The 20,548-nt window shown below is 37.4% G+C and carries 25 protein-coding genes; 18 read left to right on the top strand and 7 right to left on the bottom strand.

Annotation, left to right across the window (positions count from 1 at the left end):
* The first annotated feature begins 3 nt into the window (after positions 1 to 3).
* The 3 genes from V2145_RS19380 (at position 4) to recX (ending at position 3,152) form a co-directional block, all read left to right on the top strand.
* A complete protein-coding gene (locus V2145_RS19380) occupies positions 4 to 909 on the top strand; it encodes a carbohydrate ABC transporter permease (RefSeq protein ID WP_094911456.1) in 906 nt (301 codons plus the stop codon).
* 12 nt (positions 910 to 921) lie between these two features.
* Positions 922 to 2,259, top strand: a complete 1,338-nt coding sequence (locus V2145_RS19375) for a GH1 family beta-glucosidase (protein ID WP_094911457.1) — start codon at positions 922 to 924, stop codon at positions 2,257 to 2,259.
* Positions 2,260 to 2,342: 83 nt separating this feature from the next.
* Positions 2,343 to 3,152 (top strand): recombination regulator RecX, encoded by an 810-nt coding sequence (gene recX, locus V2145_RS19370; protein WP_094911458.1) that lies wholly within the window; start codon positions 2,343 to 2,345, stop codon positions 3,150 to 3,152.
* A gap of 31 nt (positions 3,153 to 3,183) precedes the next feature.
* On the opposite strand, the gene V2145_RS19365 is transcribed toward recX, so the two are convergent.
* Positions 3,184 to 3,843, bottom strand: coding sequence for an SDR family oxidoreductase (locus V2145_RS19365; protein ID WP_094911459.1), 660 nt, complete (start codon positions 3,841 to 3,843; stop codon positions 3,184 to 3,186).
* A gap of 81 nt (positions 3,844 to 3,924) precedes the next feature.
* Here V2145_RS19365 and V2145_RS19360 point away from each other — a divergent pair, with 81 nt between their 5' ends.
* Positions 3,925 to 4,245, top strand: coding sequence for a YfhH family protein (locus V2145_RS19360; RefSeq protein ID WP_311859504.1), 321 nt, complete (start codon positions 3,925 to 3,927; stop codon positions 4,243 to 4,245).
* Between the two features lie 44 nt (positions 4,246 to 4,289).
* On the opposite strand, the gene V2145_RS19355 is transcribed toward V2145_RS19360, so the two are convergent.
* A complete protein-coding gene (locus tag V2145_RS19355; protein ID WP_210611148.1) occupies positions 4,290 to 4,448 on the bottom strand; it encodes a small, acid-soluble spore protein K in 159 nt (52 codons plus the stop codon).
* A gap of 136 nt (positions 4,449 to 4,584) precedes the next feature.
* Here V2145_RS19355 and V2145_RS19350 point away from each other — a divergent pair, with 136 nt between their 5' ends.
* Positions 4,585 to 4,854 (top strand): YfhJ family protein, encoded by a 270-nt coding sequence (locus V2145_RS19350; RefSeq protein ID WP_025909533.1) that lies wholly within the window; start codon positions 4,585 to 4,587, stop codon positions 4,852 to 4,854.
* Positions 4,855 to 4,911: 57 nt separating this feature from the next.
* Here V2145_RS19350 and V2145_RS19345 read toward each other — a convergent pair whose 3' ends face one another.
* On the bottom strand, positions 4,912 to 5,892 hold the full coding sequence (locus V2145_RS19345) for a metal-dependent hydrolase (RefSeq protein ID WP_222582580.1): 981 nt from the start codon (positions 5,890 to 5,892) through the stop codon (positions 4,912 to 4,914).
* A gap of 139 nt (positions 5,893 to 6,031) precedes the next feature.
* Here V2145_RS19345 and mutY point away from each other — a divergent pair, with 139 nt between their 5' ends.
* On the top strand, positions 6,032 to 7,126 hold the full coding sequence (mutY, locus tag V2145_RS19340; RefSeq protein ID WP_094911463.1) for an A/G-specific adenine glycosylase: 1,095 nt from the start codon (positions 6,032 to 6,034) through the stop codon (positions 7,124 to 7,126).
* 43 nt (positions 7,127 to 7,169) lie between these two features.
* On the opposite strand, the gene V2145_RS19335 is transcribed toward mutY, so the two are convergent.
* Entirely contained in the window at positions 7,170 to 7,394 is a 225-nt protein-coding gene (locus V2145_RS19335) for a hypothetical protein (protein ID WP_094911464.1), read from the bottom strand.
* Between the two features lie 148 nt (positions 7,395 to 7,542).
* Here V2145_RS19335 and fabL point away from each other — a divergent pair, with 148 nt between their 5' ends.
* The 5 genes from fabL to V2145_RS19310 all read left to right on the top strand — a co-directional run bounded on the left by fabL (position 7,543) and on the right by V2145_RS19310 (position 11,787).
* The gene (fabL, locus tag V2145_RS19330; protein ID WP_094911465.1) at positions 7,543 to 8,292 is read left to right on the top strand and encodes an enoyl-[acyl-carrier-protein] reductase FabL; all 750 of its coding nucleotides are present in this window, start codon (positions 7,543 to 7,545) and stop codon (positions 8,290 to 8,292) included.
* Between the two features lie 72 nt (positions 8,293 to 8,364).
* On the top strand, positions 8,365 to 8,541 hold the full coding sequence (locus tag V2145_RS19325; protein WP_094911466.1) for a gamma-type small acid-soluble spore protein: 177 nt from the start codon (positions 8,365 to 8,367) through the stop codon (positions 8,539 to 8,541).
* A gap of 240 nt (positions 8,542 to 8,781) precedes the next feature.
* Positions 8,782 to 9,042, top strand: coding sequence for a YgaB family protein (locus V2145_RS19320; protein ID WP_094911467.1), 261 nt, complete (start codon positions 8,782 to 8,784; stop codon positions 9,040 to 9,042).
* A gap of 303 nt (positions 9,043 to 9,345) precedes the next feature.
* Positions 9,346 to 9,879 carry a nucleoside tri-diphosphate phosphatase gene (ntdP, locus tag V2145_RS19315; RefSeq protein WP_094911468.1) on the top strand — a complete coding sequence of 178 codons (534 nt, stop codon included), beginning with the start codon at positions 9,346 to 9,348 and terminating at the stop codon, positions 9,877 to 9,879.
* A gap of 159 nt (positions 9,880 to 10,038) precedes the next feature.
* On the top strand, positions 10,039 to 11,787 hold the full coding sequence (locus V2145_RS19310; RefSeq protein WP_094911469.1) for an ABC transporter ATP-binding protein: 1,749 nt from the start codon (positions 10,039 to 10,041) through the stop codon (positions 11,785 to 11,787).
* 27 nt (positions 11,788 to 11,814) lie between these two features.
* Here the strand turns inward: V2145_RS19310 and V2145_RS19305 are convergent, their stop codons facing one another.
* Positions 11,815 to 12,903, bottom strand: coding sequence for an FUSC family protein (locus V2145_RS19305; RefSeq protein ID WP_094911470.1), 1,089 nt, complete (start codon positions 12,901 to 12,903; stop codon positions 11,815 to 11,817).
* A gap of 214 nt (positions 12,904 to 13,117) precedes the next feature.
* A complete protein-coding gene (locus V2145_RS19300) occupies positions 13,118 to 14,416 on the bottom strand; it encodes a glutamate-1-semialdehyde 2,1-aminomutase (RefSeq protein ID WP_311859495.1) in 1,299 nt (432 codons plus the stop codon).
* A 148-nt stretch (positions 14,417 to 14,564) separates the two neighbouring features.
* Between V2145_RS19300 and V2145_RS19295 the strand changes: the two genes are divergently transcribed.
* The 6 genes from V2145_RS19295 to perR all read left to right on the top strand — a co-directional run bounded on the left by V2145_RS19295 (position 14,565) and on the right by perR (position 18,868).
* Entirely contained in the window at positions 14,565 to 15,578 is a 1,014-nt protein-coding gene (locus V2145_RS19295; protein WP_094911472.1) for an ABC transporter ATP-binding protein, read from the top strand.
* Entirely contained in the window at positions 15,571 to 16,362 is a 792-nt protein-coding gene (locus tag V2145_RS19290; protein WP_094911473.1) for an ABC transporter permease, read from the top strand. The genes V2145_RS19295 and V2145_RS19290 overlap by 8 nt, the downstream gene beginning before the upstream one ends.
* A 3-nt stretch (positions 16,363 to 16,365) precedes the next feature.
* Positions 16,366 to 17,151, top strand: coding sequence for an ABC transporter permease (locus V2145_RS19285; protein ID WP_094911474.1), 786 nt, complete (start codon positions 16,366 to 16,368; stop codon positions 17,149 to 17,151).
* A gap of 92 nt (positions 17,152 to 17,243) precedes the next feature.
* On the top strand, positions 17,244 to 17,645 hold the full coding sequence (locus V2145_RS19280; RefSeq protein ID WP_094911475.1) for a potassium channel family protein: 402 nt from the start codon (positions 17,244 to 17,246) through the stop codon (positions 17,643 to 17,645).
* A gap of 68 nt (positions 17,646 to 17,713) precedes the next feature.
* Positions 17,714 to 18,184: a thioredoxin-dependent thiol peroxidase gene (gene bcp, locus V2145_RS19275; RefSeq protein ID WP_330988152.1), complete on the top strand. Its 471-nt coding sequence runs from the start codon at positions 17,714 to 17,716 to the stop codon at positions 18,182 to 18,184.
* Between the two features lie 279 nt (positions 18,185 to 18,463).
* Positions 18,464 to 18,868: a peroxide-responsive transcriptional repressor PerR gene (gene perR / locus V2145_RS19270; protein WP_131887247.1), complete on the top strand. Its 405-nt coding sequence runs from the start codon at positions 18,464 to 18,466 to the stop codon at positions 18,866 to 18,868.
* A gap of 11 nt (positions 18,869 to 18,879) precedes the next feature.
* Here perR and V2145_RS19265 read toward each other — a convergent pair whose 3' ends face one another.
* The gene (locus V2145_RS19265; protein WP_094911478.1) at positions 18,880 to 19,251 is read right to left on the bottom strand and encodes a YgzB family protein; all 372 of its coding nucleotides are present in this window, start codon (positions 19,249 to 19,251) and stop codon (positions 18,880 to 18,882) included.
* 220 nt (positions 19,252 to 19,471) lie between these two features.
* Here V2145_RS19265 and V2145_RS19260 point away from each other — a divergent pair, with 220 nt between their 5' ends.
* On the top strand, positions 19,472 to 20,341 hold the full coding sequence (locus V2145_RS19260; RefSeq protein WP_311859490.1) for a nucleotidyltransferase-like protein: 870 nt from the start codon (positions 19,472 to 19,474) through the stop codon (positions 20,339 to 20,341).
* The last annotated feature ends 207 nt before the right edge of the window (positions 20,342 to 20,548 follow it).

The raw sequence follows: 20,548 nt of genomic DNA, 5'->3' as shown, positions 1-20,548 counted from the left end.
TCAATGATAGAACGACCTGTGGTGAATAAAAGTAAGCAAAGTCAATCGTTAGAGACTAAGGTTTCAGTTAAAGCCCCCGGATCTGGAAAAGCAAAAGCAATCAAGTTGTTTATTTACGCAGCGCTTATCCTTTTAGCGGTCATTTGTTTTATTCCATTCTTTATGATGATGATTAATGCTACGCGATCAAATGAAGAAATCTTGACTGGATTTCAACTTCTTCCAGGCTCTTCATTAATGGAAAACTATGAAACGATGCTGCAATATATCAACATATGGACAGGATTTAAAAATAGCTTAATTATTTCAGTCCTTGTCACTGTGCTATCAGGATACTTCTCAGCTTTAACTGCTTATGGATTTGCTTTTTATACGTTTAAAGGGAAAAATTTCTTGTTTGTCTTCATGCTTGTCATGATGATGGTACCTGGACAGCTTGGTTTAATTGGCTTTTATGAGCTAAGTAAAAATCTTGGAATTCTAGATACGTTTATTCCACTCATTGTCCCGGCCGTTGCAAGCCCGTTTGTAGTGTTCTTTTTAAAACAATACATTCAAACGACGCTTCATCCGAGCTTAATTGAAGCATCACGAATTGATGGAGCGAGCGAGCTAACCATTTTTCATCGAGTAGCCATGCCGATCATGATGCCAGCAATTGCGACGATGTCTATCTTTACGTTCATTGGATCATGGAACAACTATATTACACCATTGGTTGTGTTATTCTCTCCAGAAAAGTTTACTTTACCAGTGCTCATGGGCTTTTTGAAAGGTTCTCAAGTTGCTCAGAACCTAGGTTCACTTTATTTAGGTATTGCGATATCTGTTGTACCAATTATGGTCGCATTTTTATTTCTATCAAAATACATTGTTAACAGCATTTCAGCAGGGTCTATTAAAGAATAGGGGGATTATCGGATGAAATTTCACAAAGGATTTACGTTTGGAACGGCAACATCTGCTTATCAAATTGAAGGGGCATATTTAGAAGACGGAAGAACAGCTTCTATCTGGGACGTGTTTTGTGATATACCAGGAAAAGTACATAAGGGGCATAACGGTAATGTAGCTTGTGACCACTATCACCGCTTTGAAGAAGATGTGGATCAAATTAAAAAGCTAGGAGTCGATACATACCGCTTTTCAATTTCTTGGCCACGAATTTTTCCAAAGAAAGGCGTGTTTAACAAGCAGGGAATGGAGTTCTACAAACGTTTGATTAAAAAACTACGTACAGAAAACATTAAGCCAGCCGTAACGCTTTATCATTGGGATTTGCCGGTGTGGGCCCATGAAGAAGGAGGATGGACGAATCGAGAATCTGTTCAATGGTTTATGGATTATGCACGCGTATGCTTCCAAGAATTAGATGCGGATATCGACTCTTGGATTACTCATAATGAGCCATGGTGCGCAGCTTTTCTCGGTTATCATCAAGGTGTTCATGCACCAGGGCATCAAAACATGGAAGAAGCACTAAAAGCAGCTCATCATATTTTAGTATCTCATGGTCAAGCCGTACGCGTGTTAAAAGAAGAAATACAATCAAATACACCGATTGGAATTACGCTAAATTTATCACCTGTATATGGGAATACAAGCTCTTTAAATGATCAGCTAGCGGCAAATAATGCAGATGGCTATTCAAACAGATGGTTTTTGGACCCAGTTTTTAAAGGACAGTACCCTGTTGATATGATGAATGTTTTTTCAAAATACGTTCACTCCTATGATTTTATCCAAGCTGGTGATTTAGATATAATTTCAATTCCGTGCGACTTTTTTGGAATTAATTTCTATAGCCGTGCGCTAGTTGAGTTTAACGCGGCTTCTGATTTTATGTACCAAGGAGCATATTCTGACTATCCAAAAACAGGGATGGGCTGGGATATCTCACCGAAAGAGTTTAAAGATTTAATCCATCGCTTACGAAAAGAGTACACCGACCTTCCAATTTATATTACGGAAAATGGAGCGGCGTTTGATGATGTTGTCGAAAATGGCCGCGTTCATGATGCAGGCCGTGTGGAGTACGTGGAGCAACATTTGCAGGCTGTACATGAACTTAATGAAGAAGGAATGGGCATTGAAGGTTATTATTTATGGTCATTAATGGATAACTTTGAATGGAGCTTTGGCTACGATAAACGATTTGGAATCCTCTATGTAGACTTTGACTCTCAAGAGCGAATCTGGAAAGATAGTGCATATCGCTATGCTGAAATTATTAAAAGTAATCGCAGCATCTTAATTTAAAAGCAACGGATACGTTCTTCTTGGTTCAGTATGATATGATGAGCCAAGAAGAATTTTTTTGTTAAATTGGATGAGGTGAAAAAATGACAGTTATTACGAAAATCACAACGCAAAAGAATAGCGCAGAGAGATTTAATGTTTATATAGATCAAGGAAAAGGCGAAGAATTTGCTTTTGGTGTTGATGCCAATGTTCTCATTCAGTATGACTTAAAAAAAGGACGAGTATTGGATGAATTTGAACTAGCAGAAATTCAATTTGCAGATGAGGAAAAGAAAGCTTATAACTTAGCGGTAACGTATCTATCGTATCGAATGCGCTCTGAAAAAGAGGTAAGAGATTATTTGAAAAAAAAAGAAGTAGGCGATATGATTGCTCAGCAGGTAATTCAAAGGTTACATTCTCACATGTATTTAAATGATGAAGAGTTTGCCAAAGCCTACGTGCTTACGCAGGTTAACACTACGCCAAAAGGGCCGAGCGTTATTAAACGAGAACTCCAAGAAAAGGGTATTCGATCAGATATCATTCACTCTACGCTTGAATACTTCTCAAAGGAAGAACAAATTGAAACAGTAATGAAACTCATTGCAAAGCTGAAGGGGAAATATAAAAAGTACTCAGAAGTAGTCATGAAGCAAAAAATTGAACAGTTTTTAGTGAACAAAGGCTATTCTTTTAACATTATTAACGAAGCCATGCAGCACGTAGATGTTGAGAAAGATAGTGATGAAGAATGGCAAGCTCTTACACAGCAAGGCATGAAGGCTCATCGTAAATACGCGAAGTATAGCGGCTGGGAGTATGAGCAAAAAATGAAGCAAAATCTTTACCGAAAAGGCTTTTCAATTGATCAAATTGAAGCGTTTATTTCATCCTTGAAAGAAGAATAAAGCCTTGCTGAGAGCAAGGCTTTTGTGGATGTTAGACCATAATGTCTTCCTTTGTCATGCGCTGGTTGAAAATAATGCTAGCTACTTCACTTGGATGTTTTAAGCGGCTTTTATCCGCGATATGATCACTGTTATCCCAAAAAGGTGTATCCATTCCTCCCATATAAGCAGCAGTACATGAAACAGAAGTATGTTCATATTCTACTTTTAAACTTTCAACAAATCCTCTTAGAGCAAATTTACTTGCGACATAAACAGATTCGTTTTTCTTACCTCGTAGACCCGCGGTTGAAATAATAGTTAAAATGGTGGCTTGTTCACGCGTTTGTAGATGAGGCAGTAGGGATTGTGTGAGATAGATTGTCCCTTTAACGTTTGTATTAATTACTTCATCAATCATCTCTTTTGTGTAGCTTGTAAGTGGCCCAAAATGTCCCATACCTGCGTTGTTAATTAAAACGTCAACGGAGTGCAAAGACAAAAGGTTATCCATCTTTTGTGTAAGCTCTTCGTAATTAGTCAAGTCCGCTGAAACAGTGGCAATGCAGCTTGTACCTAGCGCTTCTTGTGCTTTATTCAGTCTGTCTTCATTTCTTCCTAATAAAATGACCTGGTCGCCATTTTGGACATATAGCTTAGCAAGCTCGTTTCCAAGACCTGTTGCTCCACCCGTAATTAAGATTGTTTTCATGTAAGCGCCTCCTTATATTCCTCTCCTTTTAGTTATACCTTTTGTTATAATAAAAAGAAAGGAACAAAAGGGGGAAGCAGCGTGTCAGACAAAAGGTATAGTGAAATGAGTACGTATGAGATTCAGCAAGAGATTAGCGTGCTAAATGATAAAGCACGAAAAGCTGAACAATTAGGAATGATTAATGAATATGCCGTATTAGAAAGAAAAATCGTGATGGCTAAGTCGTACTTGTTGGATCCATCTTCATATAAACCTGGTGAAGTATATGAAATAGAAGGAGCTCCTGGTCAATATTTTAAGATTGATTACATGAATGGAGTATTTGCTTGGGGGTTCCGTTTAGGCTCATCTGACAAAGAAGAAGCATTACCAATCTCAATGCTTAAAAGCAATTCATAGAACAAAGCACGAATTGATGGTGATCAATTCGTGCTTTTATTTTGTTAGCCGTTCGTACGTTGGTTGGAGGCATGCATGCGCTCCTGTGGGTTTGTATTGATAGTACCGTCAGCACGTTTTGAAGCGAATTCAGCTTTAGCGCGCGGTTCGCCTTCTAATTTATTGTTTGATTGGTTTGGAAAGTTTTTTTCTTTATTACGCATTCAAGACCGCCCCTTTTACAAAAGAATTTGTTGTGTGTATGATATAGTAAGTCAGGGAAAGCTATACTTCCCTTGACTTAGTGTAAGTCGAAACCAATCATTTACTCATAAATAATTTGGTAACAGAGGTGTTTGTATGGAAGATATTTTTGAAAGGCTCACCAATCAATTACTTGCAAAAAATGATACGCTTTCTTATGCACAAGCAAGAACGTGGGTTGAATTATTTTGGGAAGATTTCGAGTCAACGTATGCAAAAGCCGGCTATGAATATAAAGGAAAAGAAGCAGCTGAGCAGGTGGTTAAAATGTATATTAACCATTACGGGGATAAGCTTCATGAAGTGGCTGTTAAAAACCCAAAGTATAAGCATTTATTAAATAATGATGATTATTTAAAGCACTAATTTACAAATGAAAAGCCCCCTGGCTCTAGCTTAGGGGGCTTTAGGTGCTCGAATTGATTAGTGAGGAAGATAATCAAGCTTTTTACGAAGCTTCTTCTCACTGAAAATCCAGCCCGTATATGAACAAATAATATTTAAATCGTAATCAAGCTGAACAACTGCTACAAATGGATAGTAATCTTTGCTGCGATAGCGAAGGTCAATGAAGCGAACTTCAATATGATCGCTGTATTCGTCAACTTCCCAACGATAAATTGGAGAAAAGGATAAGAACGCAGCTAAGTTTTCATCTCGTTTAGCAACATCAATTACGTCAGACTCAGGAATGGGAACCTTTTTAAAGGTATCGTAAATAAAGATTTTTGGGCCAACTGCGCGTCCAACGTGAAAGCTTTCTTTTGTTGTGATGGCTAGATGCCAGTGCGTAAAGCGAATTGTTGGCGAGATATTCATTTTCACTACGTCCGGAAATTTCTGACGTATTTTCTTAGCGATTTGGTGTCGCATGTAAAAGCGCCACACGTAGTACAAAGCAATAATACTGTACATGGTAATAAAGGTTGGGCCAGGACTCATCCCTAAGAACCAAATTAAGATGGCAACAACATGGACAAAAAAGATAAAGTAATCAAACGTATTAATAACACCAAGCGCAATCCATTTATCAGTGAAAGGCCTTAAGGCTTGTGTGCCGTAAGCATTGAATACATCAACAAAAACGTGAATAATAACAGCTGCAAAGGTCCAAATCCATAAGTGGAATAAATTAGCGTTTGGAAAAAACAGCGAAACAATTACAATAATAAGCAAGGGCCAAAGCGCCACTGCCGGAATTGAATGCGTAATTCCACGGTGGTTTCGAATGTAGTGAGCATTATTTTTAAGTTTTAAAATTGTATCTAAATCAGGTGCTAATGAACCGGCAATGACGCCAATCATTACGGCTTCTGTGGTGACACTGCTTGATGCGACAACAGGATCTAAAGTAGCAAGTGCACCGATGGCGATTCCCATTGCAATATGTGTACCAGTATCCATTAAAGCAACCTCCTTATTTGCTTAACCTTACTTTTCAGATAGAAGCAAGTGTGTTTAGAGTATAACATGAATAGAAAAAGAACAACATTTCAATACAAATACATTGTATATGTATAGTTCATACCTCGGAGGATATAACGTGAAACAAAGTAAAGATATTGTGAAAGATTTTCAAATAGAACAATTTCAGCACGATCTTATCTCATGGTTTGAGACAGAACAGCGCATTTTACCATGGAGAAAAGATCAAGATCCTTATAAAGTATGGGTTTCTGAAATTATGCTACAACAAACCCGAGTTGATACAGTGATTCCATACTTTAATAATTTTATTGAGAAATTTCCAACGATTGTAGACTTAGCCTATGCGCCTGAAGACGATGTATTAAAAGCATGGGAAGGGCTAGGTTATTATTCACGAGCGCGAAATTTACAAGCAGCTGTCCGTGAAGTGCATGAACAATATGATGGAAAAGTGCCCAATACGCCGGATGAAATCTCGAAATTAAAGGGCGTAGGGCCCTATACCACTGGTGCTATCCTTAGTATTGCATACGGGGTACCTCAGCCGGCTGTTGATGGAAACGTTATGCGAGTATTATCCCGTATTTTATCAATTTGGGACGACATTGCAAAGCCAAAGACTCGTAAAATTTTTGAAGAGATCATTCATGAAATTATTTCAAAAGATAACCCGTCGTTTTTTAATCAGGGCTTAATGGAATTAGGCGCTATTGTATGTACGCCAACTTCTCCGTCCTGTCTTTTATGCCCTGTTCGTGAACATTGTCGAGCATTTGAGCAGGGTGTTCAGCAGGAGTTACCAGTTAAGTCAAAGAAAAAGCCACCAAGAACGGTGCAAATAGCAGCAGCTGTTATTACAGATGAACAAGGTAATTTCCTCATTCACAAGCGGCCTAATAAAGGTTTGCTTGCAAACTTGTGGGAATTTCCCAATGTAGAAGTGGATCTTACCATTGGTCAAGAGCAAAACCAGCTTACATCCTTTATTGAAGCAAATTATGATATAGAAGTAATGCTAGATTCGCCATTTACTGTCATTCAGCATGTCTTCTCCCATATTGTGTGGAACATTAACGTATATAAAGGGGTGTTTACAGGGCATATTTCTAACCAGGATGATATAAAGTTAGTATCGGTTAAAGAAATAGAAGAATATGCGTTTCCAGTGTCTCATCAAAAAATTCTAAAGGAATATCATAAAATTAATTAATGAAAAGAGACTGTGGTTGTTCACAGTCTCTTTATGGTTGTGTTTAATCATATACTACGCTGGTAGAGTGCGTGTAATCAGCTTCATTTCGATGCAGACCGCCACGATTTTCAATTTCTTTTACAATTTGACGATGAATACCTTGGCCTTCAGTATTTAAATAAGGCATGATTTGCTGGAGGGAATGATGAAAATATGCCAGTTCGCTATCTCGCCATTCGGTCTTTGCCATCATTGATAATTCAGTCATATCACGACCTACGTACATGCTTCATCACCTTCTTATCATTAATTAAGCCTCGTTCTTGCATCATGCGCAAATGAATCTAGGCAGACTTATTTTTTCATCTCCCCTTGTTTCTTATACAGAAATATAAGTACAATATGAACAGAACGATACATAAGGAGTAGATAATATGGAACAAAAAGTAGCACTTGTAACAGGAAGCAGCCGTGGAATCGGAAAAGAAATTGCACTAAGACTTGCAAAGGATGGATATAATATTGTCTTAAACTATGCACGTAGTAAAAGCGCAGCATTAGAAGTAGCAGAAGAAGTAAAAGCACTTGGGCGTGAAGTGCTGGTTGTAAAAGCAAACGTGGGTAAAGTTGAAAAAATTAAAGAGATGTTTGAGCAAATTGATGAAGCATTTGGACGCTTGGATGTATTTATTAGCAACGCAGCATCTGGTGTTTTACGACCTATAATGGAACTTGAAGAAACACATTGGGACTGGACGATGGATATTAACAGCAAAGGCTATTTATTCTGTGCGCAAGAAGCTGCAAAAAGAATGGAAAAGGTCGGCGGAGGTAAAATTGTAACCATCAGTTCACTGGGCTCCATTCGCTATTTAGAAAACTACACAACAGTAGGAGTTTCAAAAGCTGCTGTTGAAGCACTAACTCGCTACCTTGCAGTCGAGCTAGCTCCAAAAAACATTATTGTGAATGCAGTATCTGGTGGAGCTGTTGATACTGAAGCGTTAAAACATTTTCCAAACCGTAATGAACTGTTAGATGATGCACGTCAACACACGCCGACAGGTCGTATGGTTGAACCAAATGATATGGTCGATGCGGTTCAATTTTTAGTATCGGATAAAGCCAATATGATTTGTGGTCAAACGCTTATCGTAGACGGCGGCCGTTCTTTATTAATGTAATGTGTTAAAATAAAAAAGAGTGTATATCGCTTTAATCACCTGGACATATTAATTTTTGTGGAGGTGATTACAATGGCAAAACAACCAAACAAAACAAACGCGCAACACGTAAAGCAACAAAACGCACAAGCTGCAAACAACCAATACGGTGCTGAGTTTGCTAGCGAAACAGATGCACAACACGTGAAGCAACAAAACGCACAAGCTGAAGCAAAGAAAAACCAAAACTCTGGTAAATACCAAGGTTAATGGTAAAGCGAAGCCAAGGTTCTTATGAAGGACCGTGGCTTCGCTTTTTAATTTGACAAAAGCTCTCGAAACTTTACATATCTCGTCAAAGGAATTAAAGGTGAAAGAACAGAATGTTAAAAGTGGACTTATACCTAAGAGCGTTCTAATTTCAATTTCAACAGATTCTGCTTTATAAATGTGTTACCTACCTGAAATGAAAGAAGTGAACGACCTGTTTACTATAAGGAGGATTAAGACATGGAGCAATTTACAAAATTAGTGTCTCAACAATTAGAAACGATGGACCAACTTTTGTTTTTACAATCAGAAATAGAACGCTGTCAACAAATTGAAGAAGAGCTCATTAAACTACAGGCAGAAGCAAAGCTGGATTGTATCCGCAACGAAATTAGCGAGATGAAGCAAAAGCTAAAAGAAATTCAGCAAACTTTCGAGGTACAAACAGAAGAGATTATCTCTTCATATAAAAAAGATTCCCACTATCCCGTATCTCGTTAAAGGAAAGCTGTACCTCTCTTTTTAAAGGATGTTTCCTTACTAAAAAGAGAGGTACAGCTTTTTTATTCAACAAGAACCATATCACATTTGTTTTAAAATAGAAGAGAAACCGTTATAATAAATAGGAGAGGACAAGGTATATACGAAATAAGGTCACTGTTTAAAAAGCAGATATGTTACCGCTTTGATAAGAGCATCGATGGTTTTAACTAACAGGAGTAATAACATATAAGAATAGGCTGTGACCACTTAAAAGCGTACGTGAGGTAATTGTGATAGTCAAAATGAAAGTAGGGAGTGGAGATGGGATTTCCAATGGAAGGAGAAACAATTCAAATACACAGTTATAAACATGATGGCAAGCTGCATCGTGTGTGGGATCAGACGACGGTTTTAAAGTCGACAAGTAGCCTGATGATTGGAGGAAACGATCGAACGGTCGTAACAGAGTCAGACGGTAGAACGTGGATTACAAGAGAGCCAGCCATCTGCTATTTCCATTCACAGTATTGGTTTAACGTGATTGGAATGATTCGTGAAGATGGCATTTATTATTATTGCAATATTAGTTCACCATTTACGCATGACGAAGAAGCGCTGAAGTACATTGACTATGATTTAGATATTAAAGTATACCCAGATATGACCTATACGCTTCTAGATGAAGATGAGTACGAAAAACATCGCAAAGAGATGAATTACCCAGAAGCGATAGATCGTATTTTACATACTCATGTTGAGCATTTAAAGACCTGGATTCGCCAACGCAAGGGACCGTTTGCACCAGAGTTTATCGATACGTGGTATGAGCGTTTTTTAACATATCGACATGCATAAGCGCACGTATATAAGCGTCATTATAGGATCTAGAAATTTGACCTATATGATGCTTTTTTATGTTGAATAATGAAGTGTAAAAGCCGTATATGAAAGTGTACGGAATGTTACATTATAAAAGAAACTTAGTAGACATAGCTGAGAAGGAGGAGAGAACAAGTGGGAAGCATCAGGCGATATATGGAATTTGTAAAGCCATATAAGTGGCAAATTGTTGGAACAGTTTTAATTGGTGTGATAAAGTTTTCGATTCCACTATTAATCCCACTGCTGTTAAAATACGTACTTGACGACGTTATTGGTTCAGATACATTATCAGACAGTGAAAAAATAAAGCAGTTGTTGATGATTATGGGTGGTTCTTTCTTTGTCTTTTTAATTTTACGCCCTCCGGTTGAATATTATCGTCAATATTATGCGCAGTGGGTATCAAGTAAAGTATTGTATGATATTCGAAATCAACTGTTTGATCACATTCAAAAGCTTAGCCTTCGCTATTATTCTAATACGCGCGTAGGTGAAATCATCTCCCGTGTTATTAACGATGTAGAGCAAACGAAAAATTTCGTCATTACGGGTTTAATGAACGTTTGGCTTGATATGTTCACCATAGTGATTGCTATTATTATTATGTTTACAATGAATGTACAGCTAACGTTGGTATCTATCATTTTACTACCATTATACGCGCTATCTGTTAGATATTTTTATGGTAGGCTCCGTCAGTTAACTCGTGTACGCTCTCAAGCACTAGCTGAAGTACAAGGGCATTTACATGAGCGGGTACAGGGGATTTCAGTTATTCGAAGCTTTGCGATTGAAAATCATGAACAAGCGCAGTTCGATGACCAGAACCGTAATTTTTTACAAAAAGCAATCGATCATACGAATTGGAATGCTAAGACATTTGCAGTGGTAAATACAATCACGGACTTAGCCCCATTAATTGTTATTGCATTTGCTGGTTATCAGGTTATTAACGGAAGTTTATCGATTGGTACCATGGTAGCGTTTATAGGTTATATTGACCGATTATATAATCCGCTGCGTCGACTTGTGAATTCGTCAACAACGTTAACACAATCCGTTGCTTCTATGGACCGAATGTTTGAATTTATTGATGAGCAGTATGATATTGTCGATTCACCCAATGCAAAAGATTTGCTAGAGATTAAGGGAGCAGTCAAGTTTAATAACGTTTCATTTGCGTATGAAGAAGATGAATATATCCTGCATGATATTAACTTGGATGTTGAACAAGGTAAATCCGTAGCGTTCGTAGGAATGAGTGGCGGCGGTAAGTCAACCATCATCAGTCTTATTCCACGCTTTTACGATGTATCTTCTGGAGAGATTTTAATTGATGGTGTAAACGTAAAAGATTATCAAACAAAAAATCTCCGTGATCAGATAGGAATTGTCTTGCAGGATACAGTACTATTTAGTGATACTATTCGCAACAATATTTTATTAGGAAAACCGGGTGCCACAGATGAAGACGTTGTAGCAGCTGCGAAAGCTGCTAACGCGCATGACTTTATCATGAAGTTGCCCCATGGTTATGATACAAAAGTGGGAGAAAGAGGAATGAAGCTTTCAGGCGGGCAAAAGCAACGGGTTTCCATTGCTCGCGTATTCTTAAAAAATCCACCGATTTTAATTTTTGATGAAGCCACATCTGCACTGGACTTAGAAAGCGAACATTATATTCAAGAAACCCTTGAAAAGCTTGCCAAGGAACGAACGACGTTTATCGTGGCGCATCGCTTGTCAACGATTACACATGTAGATGAAATTGTACTCGTTCAGGATGGAAAAGTAATCGAACAAGGCTCTCATGGAGAGCTAATGAAGAAAAAAGGATATTACTATGATTTGTTTACTGTACAGCAGTTGGGACAAAATTAAAAGCCAGGTAGGGATACCTGGCTTTTTTTAATCTTGTTCTCGCTCATGATTAATTTCAAGTGCATTGTCTTCCTTGTGGTAATTGTGGAAGCTATCGATTAAGCGGTCTAAATGCTCTAGCTCTTCACTGTATTCAATGATACTTGCGATGAGAGGGAATAAGTGATAAAGCATCTTATTATCTTCGTCATCTTCAAGAAGCTTATATTTCATAAATGCATCAATTAATGCGCGCTTTTTTGTATACGCTTCTGTTGGTACGGATGTTGTTAATTGAACTTTTAGTTTACCAATAAATTTTAACAGGGCCTGCTCGTGATACATCAGTAAGCATTCCATTTCAGATTTAATGAGGTTCTGAAACGACTGTGGCATGTGCTGAATATCATTTTCAAGACGATGCAACTGCCTTAATGTTTTAAGAGCATGGGATGTTGTTGTAATCATTTGGCGAAAAAGCACAAGTTTTCGAGACTTTACGAATACTTTTGTCTTTGAATACGTTCGCTCTTCTTTATAGAAATCAAAAAGTTGATTCGCTTTTGTTAGTTGATCTTTGATTTTCTCAATGTCTTCTTTTAAGAGCGTATATTCAGAAGCATGATAAATATTCATACGAATCCACTTAATAATTTCTTCAGTTGTACCAACGATTTTATAATAAAGCTTTGTTTCATACTTTGGTGGTAAAAAGATTAAGTTTACAATAAATGCTGAAAAGACACCTAATAAGACGGTTGCAAAGCGGATAACTGCAAACTGCACAAAATCATCGCTAGGGCTTTCCATAATAGCAATAACGGTTACCAGCGCAAGGCCAATTGTATTGCCGATTTTTAGCTTTAAATTAAGCGTAATTACCATAACAGCCGTTAAACCGATAATAAACGGATGTGTGCCGAATAAAAGTCCAAACCCAACTGCTAGTAACGCTCCGATGACATTAGCTTGAATTTGCTCTAACACTGTCAAATACGAGCGATAAATTGAAGGCTGAATAGCAAAAACTGCTGCGATTGCAGCGAATGTAGGTGATGGCAGATTGAGCAATTCAGCGACTAACAATGAAAGTGTAATGGCAATTCCCGTTTTTAAAATGCGGGCACCAAGTTTCATGCTTTCATAGTCCTTTCTGTACATAAGATTTTGATAAAATCAATAAAAGCTTCTTTATAGTATACATAACCCATCTCGAATTATATAAACAATAACATACTATACAAGGTTTGCATGTGGATATCAAGAGGAAGGAATAAGAAAAATCCCGTTAAATAACGGGATTTTTCGACAAGTATTTTTGCGTTCGAGTAGTTTACAAGAAAATAAAGACTTACAATTCTTTGCTTAGTTGCTCAAAAGCTTTTTCTACAGCTTCTAACGTCATGCGGATATCTTCTTCTGTATGTTCTGTTGTTAAGAACCAAGCTTCATATTTAGAAGGAGCTAAATTGATACCTTGATGAAGCATGAGCTTGAAGAATTTTGCAAACAATTCACCGTCTGTATTTTCAGCTTGTTCGTAGTTAGTGACTGTTTCTGTTGTGAAATAAAGTGTTAACGCACCTTTTAAACGGTTGATAGTAATTGGCATTTTATATGTACGAGCATGTTTTAAAATACCTTCTTCAAGTATCGCACCAAGCTTGTCCATCTTGTCGTATACGCCTTCTTCTTTTAAGATTTCTAAACACGCAATTCCAGAAAGCATGGAAGCAGGATTTCCAGCCATTGTTCCAGCTTGGTACGCGGGACCTAGGGGCGCAACTTTTTCCATAATTTCTTGTTTACCGCCGTATGCTCCGATTGGAAGGCCTCCACCGATAATTTTTCCTAATGCCGTTAAGTCTGGTGTCACGCCAAGTAAGTCTTGGGCACCTCCATACATGAATCGGAAAGCAGTGATGACTTCATCATAAATAACAAGTGCACCTGCTGCATGTGTTAGTTCATTTACTTGTTCTAAAAAGCCTGGGTGTGGCTCAACAATTCCAAAATTCCCTACGATTGGCTCGACAAGAACACCAGCAATTTGGTCTCCCCATTTTTCTAAAGCTTCTTTAAATGGTTCAATGTCATTAAATGGAACGGTAATAACTTCGTTAGCAATGCTTTTTGGCACGCCTGCTGAGTCTGGGGTGCCAAGTGTTGAAGGACCAGATCCTGCTGCTACAAGCACAAGGTCTGAGTGTCCATGGTAGCAACCAGCAAATTTAATGATTTTGTCGCGGCCTGTATATGCTCGCGCTACGCGAATTGTTGTCATTACAGCTTCGGTTCCAGAGTTGACAAAACGAACTTTATCCATGGCAGGCATCGCTTCTTTTAACATCTTTGCAAATTTTACTTCATGGGCAGTTGGAGTACCGTATAATACTCCTGTTTCCGCTGCGTGGGTAATTGCCTTTGTGATATGAGGGTGAGCATGACCGGTGATGATTGGGCCGTATGCTGCTAAATAATCAATATATTTATTCCCATCAACATCCCAAAAATAAGCACCCTTTGCTTTTTCCATTGCAACTGGTGAACCGCCACCTACTGCTTTATATGAACGAGACGGACTATTTACACCGCCGACAATATGTTGAAGTGCTTCTCCGTGAAGCTGTTCTGATTTCGTAAACTGCATAATATGCCTCCTAAAGTATAATTCCACGTTCTATTCTATCAAACTTATTTGTTTCTTGAAAAACATTGTAGAAGGTGTATGATAGAAAACTGTGCATGAGCAATTTAAATAAGTAGATAAAACTAGTTAAATAGATGGAGGAAACGAGATGAAAAATGCAATTGAGGTAAAGGGATTGCGAAAAGAATTTAAGGCTTATTCGAGTCGCTCCGGCTTAAAGGGTGCGTTTCGTGATTTATTTACACGAAATTATAAAGTGCTAAGAGCTGTAAATGATATTTCGTTTACAGTCAAACAAGGTGAGATGGTTGGATACATCGGAGAGAATGGAGCAGGAAAATCGACAACCATTAAAATGCTGACAGGGATTTTAACACCAACTGACGGTGAAATTCAAGTGAACGGAATGAATCCTCACAAAGAGCGTGAACAGTTTACCCGTACCATTGGGGTAGTATTTGGCCAGCGCTCACAGCTTTGGTGGGATATTGCGGTGCAAGAGTCGTTCCGTCTATTAAAAAAAGTATATAAAGTATCAGATGAAGATTATAACAATCATATGGAGCACGTTATTCGAACCCTGGATATTGGTCCATTATTAGATAAGCCGGTGAGAAAGCTATCTCTTGGTCAACGAATGCGATGTGAATTGGCGGCAGCGCTTATTCATAACCCACCGCTACTTTTTTTAGATGAGCCAACTATTGGATTAGATGTGTTAGTGAAACTCAAAATTCGTCAGTTTCTAAAAGAAATTAACGAAAAATACAATACAACAATCCTATTAACAACGCATGATTTAGCTGACATTGAAGCCTTATGTGAACGCGTTGTGATGTTGGATGAAGGAAACATTATTTATGATGGTTCGCTACAAAAGCTACGCTCTAACTGGGGAGATATGAAACAGGTTATATTTGAATTCACAAAAGAACCACTCCAAGAGCAGTTGCATTTAATTACACAGGGATTGCCTGTTACGTGGGTAAGGGGAGACCGCCTCAACAGCTGGGTTGCTAATCTTGAAAACAAAGGGGATAGTATGTCGCAACTGATTGCTAAGGTCGCTGCTAAATATGAAATTGCTGATTTGAGTATTCACGAAATTTCAACTGAAGAAGTTATTCGTAACATCTATGAAGAAGGTGTTGTGAATGGATAAGTATATTGAAATGATACGCATTCGCTTTTTAATGATGCTTGCGTATCGAACAAATTACTACAGCGGTATTTTAATTTATGCCATTAATATTGGAGCTTATTATTTTTTATGGTCTGCAATTTATGGAGGGAAAGAAAATATTCAAGGGCTGTCAATGACTCAGATGACGACATATGTAGCTGTTTCCTGGATGGCACGTGCTTTTTATTTTAACAACATTGATCGTGAGATGGCCATGGAAATTAAAGATGGGAAAGTAGCAGTTGAATTAATTAAGCCTTATAACTATCTTGGAATGAAAATGATGCAGGGGCTTGGAGAAGGGATTTTTAGGCTTTTATTCTTTTCAATTCCTGGAATGGTGATTGTATGGTTTTTATTCCCTATCGATTTATCAGGTCACGTACAGACATGGGTTTATTTTAGTTTTTCAATTATCTTTAGCTTTATTGTAAATACTCAAATTAACTTATTAACTGGAATTACGACATTTTTCTTGTTTAATAATGATGGATTAATTCGAGCAAAGCGCGTTGTCATTGATTTGTTTTCAGGACTTTTATTACCGATTAGCTTTTATCCTCTTTGGGCACAAGACTTAATGGGTTATCTGCCTTTTCAAGCAATCAGCTATATTCCAAGCATGATCTTTACAGAAGGCTTCACGGGGAGTGAAGTGGTAGCTGCATTGATAACACAGCTCATTTGGTCATTGCTTTTATTTGTTCCCATCGTCTTTCTATGGAATTTTGCAAAGAAAAAGATGGTTATCCAAGGAGGGTGAAAAATGTTTTATTTTTCTATGTTCTTTCAATACATCAGCCAATACATGAAAACTAGGCTCCAATATCGAGCTGACATGGTAGTGGAACTTTTATCTGATTTGCTGTTTCAAGCAGTAAACTTAATCTTTATTTTAGTTGTATTTGGTCATACGCAATTTTTAAACGGTTGGTCCCGAGAAGAAATTATCTTTATTTATGGATTTTTCTTAGTACCTTTTGCAGTCTTTTCTTCATTTTTTAATATTTGGGACTTTAATGAGCGCTATATTGTTAAAGGTGAAATGGATCGCATCTTAACTAGGCCTATCCACAGCTTGTTTCAAGTTATTTTAGAAAGAATGGAATTAGAGTCTTTGTTTGGAGCAATCACTGGGGTAGCTGTGATGATTTATGCAGGCTCCATTTTAAATCTTTCGTTTGCTTGGTATGACTTTTTCATCTTCATTCTATTTGTGCTTGGCGGAGCGTTAGTATATGCAGGAATTTTTATTGCACTTGCAAGCATCGGCTTTTGGTCAGACGCTCGGACGTCTATTATGCCAACAATGTATAACATTGGAAATTATGGGCGCTATCCTGTTGATATCTATAATAATGTCATTCGTTATGTACTAACATGGATTTTACCGTTCGCTTTTGTTGGTGTATACCCAGCGGCTTATTTCTTAGGTAGAGAAGAATGGTACGGTTATGCATTTTTAACCCCGGTTATGGGAATTATCTTTTTTACTCTAGCTATTGTCCTATGGAATGTTGGTGTGAAAAGGTATCGAGGAGCAGGCAATTGATGCCTGCTTTTTTTGTGTTATTGAATAGTAATGAGTAGGGAAGGGACAACGTATAGTAATACAAGAACTTTTTTACTTAAAGGAGTATCTGTATGACGGTTTCGTTGATTCTAGTCATTGTGTTTCTAATGGTAGGAAGTATGAAATTTTTGTTTGAAAGAGAGCTGGGTGAATTTCATTTCTTCTCACTTGGGCACTTTTTTGTTTTACTTTATTCATATTTAACGGTTTTACTTGGCTTTAGCTTAATCTACACAGTTTGTGAAATGAGTAATATAGAAGTAATTAGCGGAGGGTTTTACCATCAAGAACACTATTTTTATACATTGTTTAACAGTATGTATTTTAGTGCCATTACCCTGTTTTCTGTAGGGTATGGCGATATGTATCCCGTTGGCATTGGAAAGATGTTTGCGACTATTGAAGCGTTAATTGGATATATGATGCCAGCTGTTTTTGTGATTCGTACTGTAAGTCGAAACGAGAAAGCTTAAAGTTGTCTTAAATCGCGAAATTGGTTACCCTATACTAAAAGAGAACTGTATTAAAGGAGCGATATAAGATGACAGTAATTGTAGGTGAAGTAGCACCAGATTTTAAACTAGCAGCTAACAATGGAGAAGAGGTAGCTTTATCTGACTATAAAGGTCAAAATATTGTACTTTACTTTTATCCCAAAGATATGACGCCTGGCTGTACGACGGAAGCGTGTGATTTCAGAGATGCTCATCAAGAATTTGCAGATTTAGATGCCGTTATCTTGGGCGTAAGTCCAGATCCAATCGACAAACATCAAAAGTTTATTGATAAACACGGACTACCATTTTTATTATTAGCCGACGAAGATCACCAAGTTGCCGAGGCATATGGCGTATGGAAGTTAAAAAAGAACTTTGGAAAAGAGTACATGGGCATCGAGCGTTCGACGTTCATTATTAACAAAGACGGTGAAATTGCGAAAGAGTATCGTAAAGTGCGTGTGAAAGACCACGTAGCAGAAGCTTTGCACTTTATTAAAGAGAATTTAGTATAATTAAGGCATTCGTCTATAGCAAAATCTTTTGTTGTGCGTATGATAACAGTGTAGGGCATACCTCCTCAGGTGTTACGATATAAAACGCGACTTAGATAGTCGCGTTTTTTTTTGCGGAATGAACGAGAAGCTGTTTAAAAATAATATATAGTAGGAATCGCTAATGAGATTGACAAAGTGAAGCAGTAAGAGTTACACTAATTGTAAGAATTATAAAGTAAGAATGCTTATAGAAGAGAGGTGCATGACGTGTCAAATCATTTACAAGAAGCGCTTGAAATGCTGAAAGAAACTGGCGTTCGCATTACACCGCAACGTCATGCTATTTTAGAGTATTTAATCAATTCAATGACACATCCAACTGCTGATGATATTTATAAAGCATTGGAGGATAAATTTCCTAATATGAGTGTGGCAACCGTTTATAATAATCTACGCGTATTTAAAGAAGTAGGAATTGTAAAAGAGCTAACTTACGGAGATGCTTCAAGTCGTTTTGATTATATTACGACAGAGCATTACCACGTAATATGCGAAGAGTGTGGGAAAATCGTTGACTTCCATTATCCAGGATTAGATGAAGTAGAAGCACTTGCAGCGCACATTACCGGGTTTGATATTAGTCACCATCGTATGGAGATTTATGGTACTTGTTCGGATTGTACAACTAAAAAAGCACATTAAAAAGCTGATAGTTATGATATACTATCAGCTTTCTTTGTGTCTTTCCTATTATACTTTTCGTTAAATTCCTTCCCGTCAAGTGCTGGGTCTAAAGTCAAAGGCTCATTACAGTGCATACATAAGTCTACTCTTCCAAGCATTTTTGTATGTTTATTGCAGGTTGGACATGTGACCTGGACAGCTTTAGTAGAAAGCATGCCAATCCAAAAATAAACAACGGTACTAGCGACAATACATAGTAACCCCAATAGCATAAAAATGGTCATAAGCCACATGGAAGATTTAAAAAAGATTCCTCCATACATCACGATGAAGCCAATAAAAATTAAGCTTAATGCAAATGTCCTGATTTTATTGATTTTACTTGAGTATTTAATTCCCATGAAAAATCTCCCTCCCATTTTATAAATATAGCATAATTGTAAGAAAAATAAGTCTTTTAGGTTGAATTAACTGATAGAACTGTTTAGGGAAGGAATACAAGAGAGAATTTGTTATAATAATCTGTGAGGAAATCCGTCACGAACATTCACACTAAATGTGTTTCAATATAAAAGAAGATTAGACCAATATCTTTAATTATGATAGTGAGGAGCTTGTAGAATGGAAGATATTTTACGCCCGCTATACCAAGAGCGTGCAAGTAAAAAAGAAACGTTAGGCATTTTATTGATAGAAAAAAGGAAAACAGATTCACCAGTTACAGATGATCTAGATGCCATACTATTTATTATTACAAGTAACAATGAGCTACCTGTGTTTGTTAAGCAATATGAGTATAAAGAACAAAGAGCAGCTCTTTATGTAGCTTCAGAACAGCAAATCAGCGAATGGATTATGATGGGTACCAACCGACGCACTGTGGATTGGGTGTTGAATGGAAAAGTACTGTTTGATCGTAACGAATACGTAGCAAATTTGAAAAAGAGACTGCTCGATTTCCCCCGCGAAGATCGAGTGAAGAGGATAGGTATTGAGTTTGCTAAGCTTATTCGCCGTTTTAAAGAAGGTAAAGATTTTTATACGTCAAATCATTATCTAGATGCATTCAATCATGTGGTTCATGCTTTGCATCATTTAGCGCGTCTTTCCGTACTAGAAAATGGATTTTATCCAGAGGTTACTGTTTGGAATCAAGTGAAAAAAATTGAGCCTTCTATTTATCGTTTATATGAAGAGCTTGTCGGCAGCCAAGAAGAAATAAACAAAAAGCTTGAGCTATTGTTCTTAGCTAGTGAGCTTTATGTGAATAAAAAGGTTGAAATAGGTTCTACACATCTATTAACAATTATGAGTGAAAAAGAAGAGTGGACGTTTAATGAGCTCATTTCACATCAGCAAGTTAACCCATACGCAATTGATCTAGGAATCTTACTCGAATTTCTCATCCAAAAAGAGATTGTAGTCGTTCATAAAATAGAAACAAAAGGAAAGAGTTTATATCACCGCCATTATGCTATTAATAAGGGGTAATGAAGGAAAAGATAAAAAAACAAATGTTTTTTTATCTTTTTTTAAAAAAACCTGTTGACGTTCATGAAAATGCATGTTAAATTTATATACGTCGCCGATGAGCGATACCAAGTTTATGAAAAACTTGAAAAATAATCTTAAAAAAGTTGTTGACAAAACGTTAACTGCTTGATAAGATAAGAAAGTCGCTTAAGGGCGACGGTTGAA

The sequence above is a fragment of the Priestia sp. GS2 genome (assembly GCF_036409025.1).
In the GTDB taxonomy this organism is placed as follows: Bacteria; Bacillota; Bacilli; order Bacillales; family Bacillaceae_H; genus Priestia; species Priestia aryabhattai_A.
Note: the sequence above shows the minus strand (reverse complement) of the source record. Positions and strands in the feature narration are given on the sequence as shown.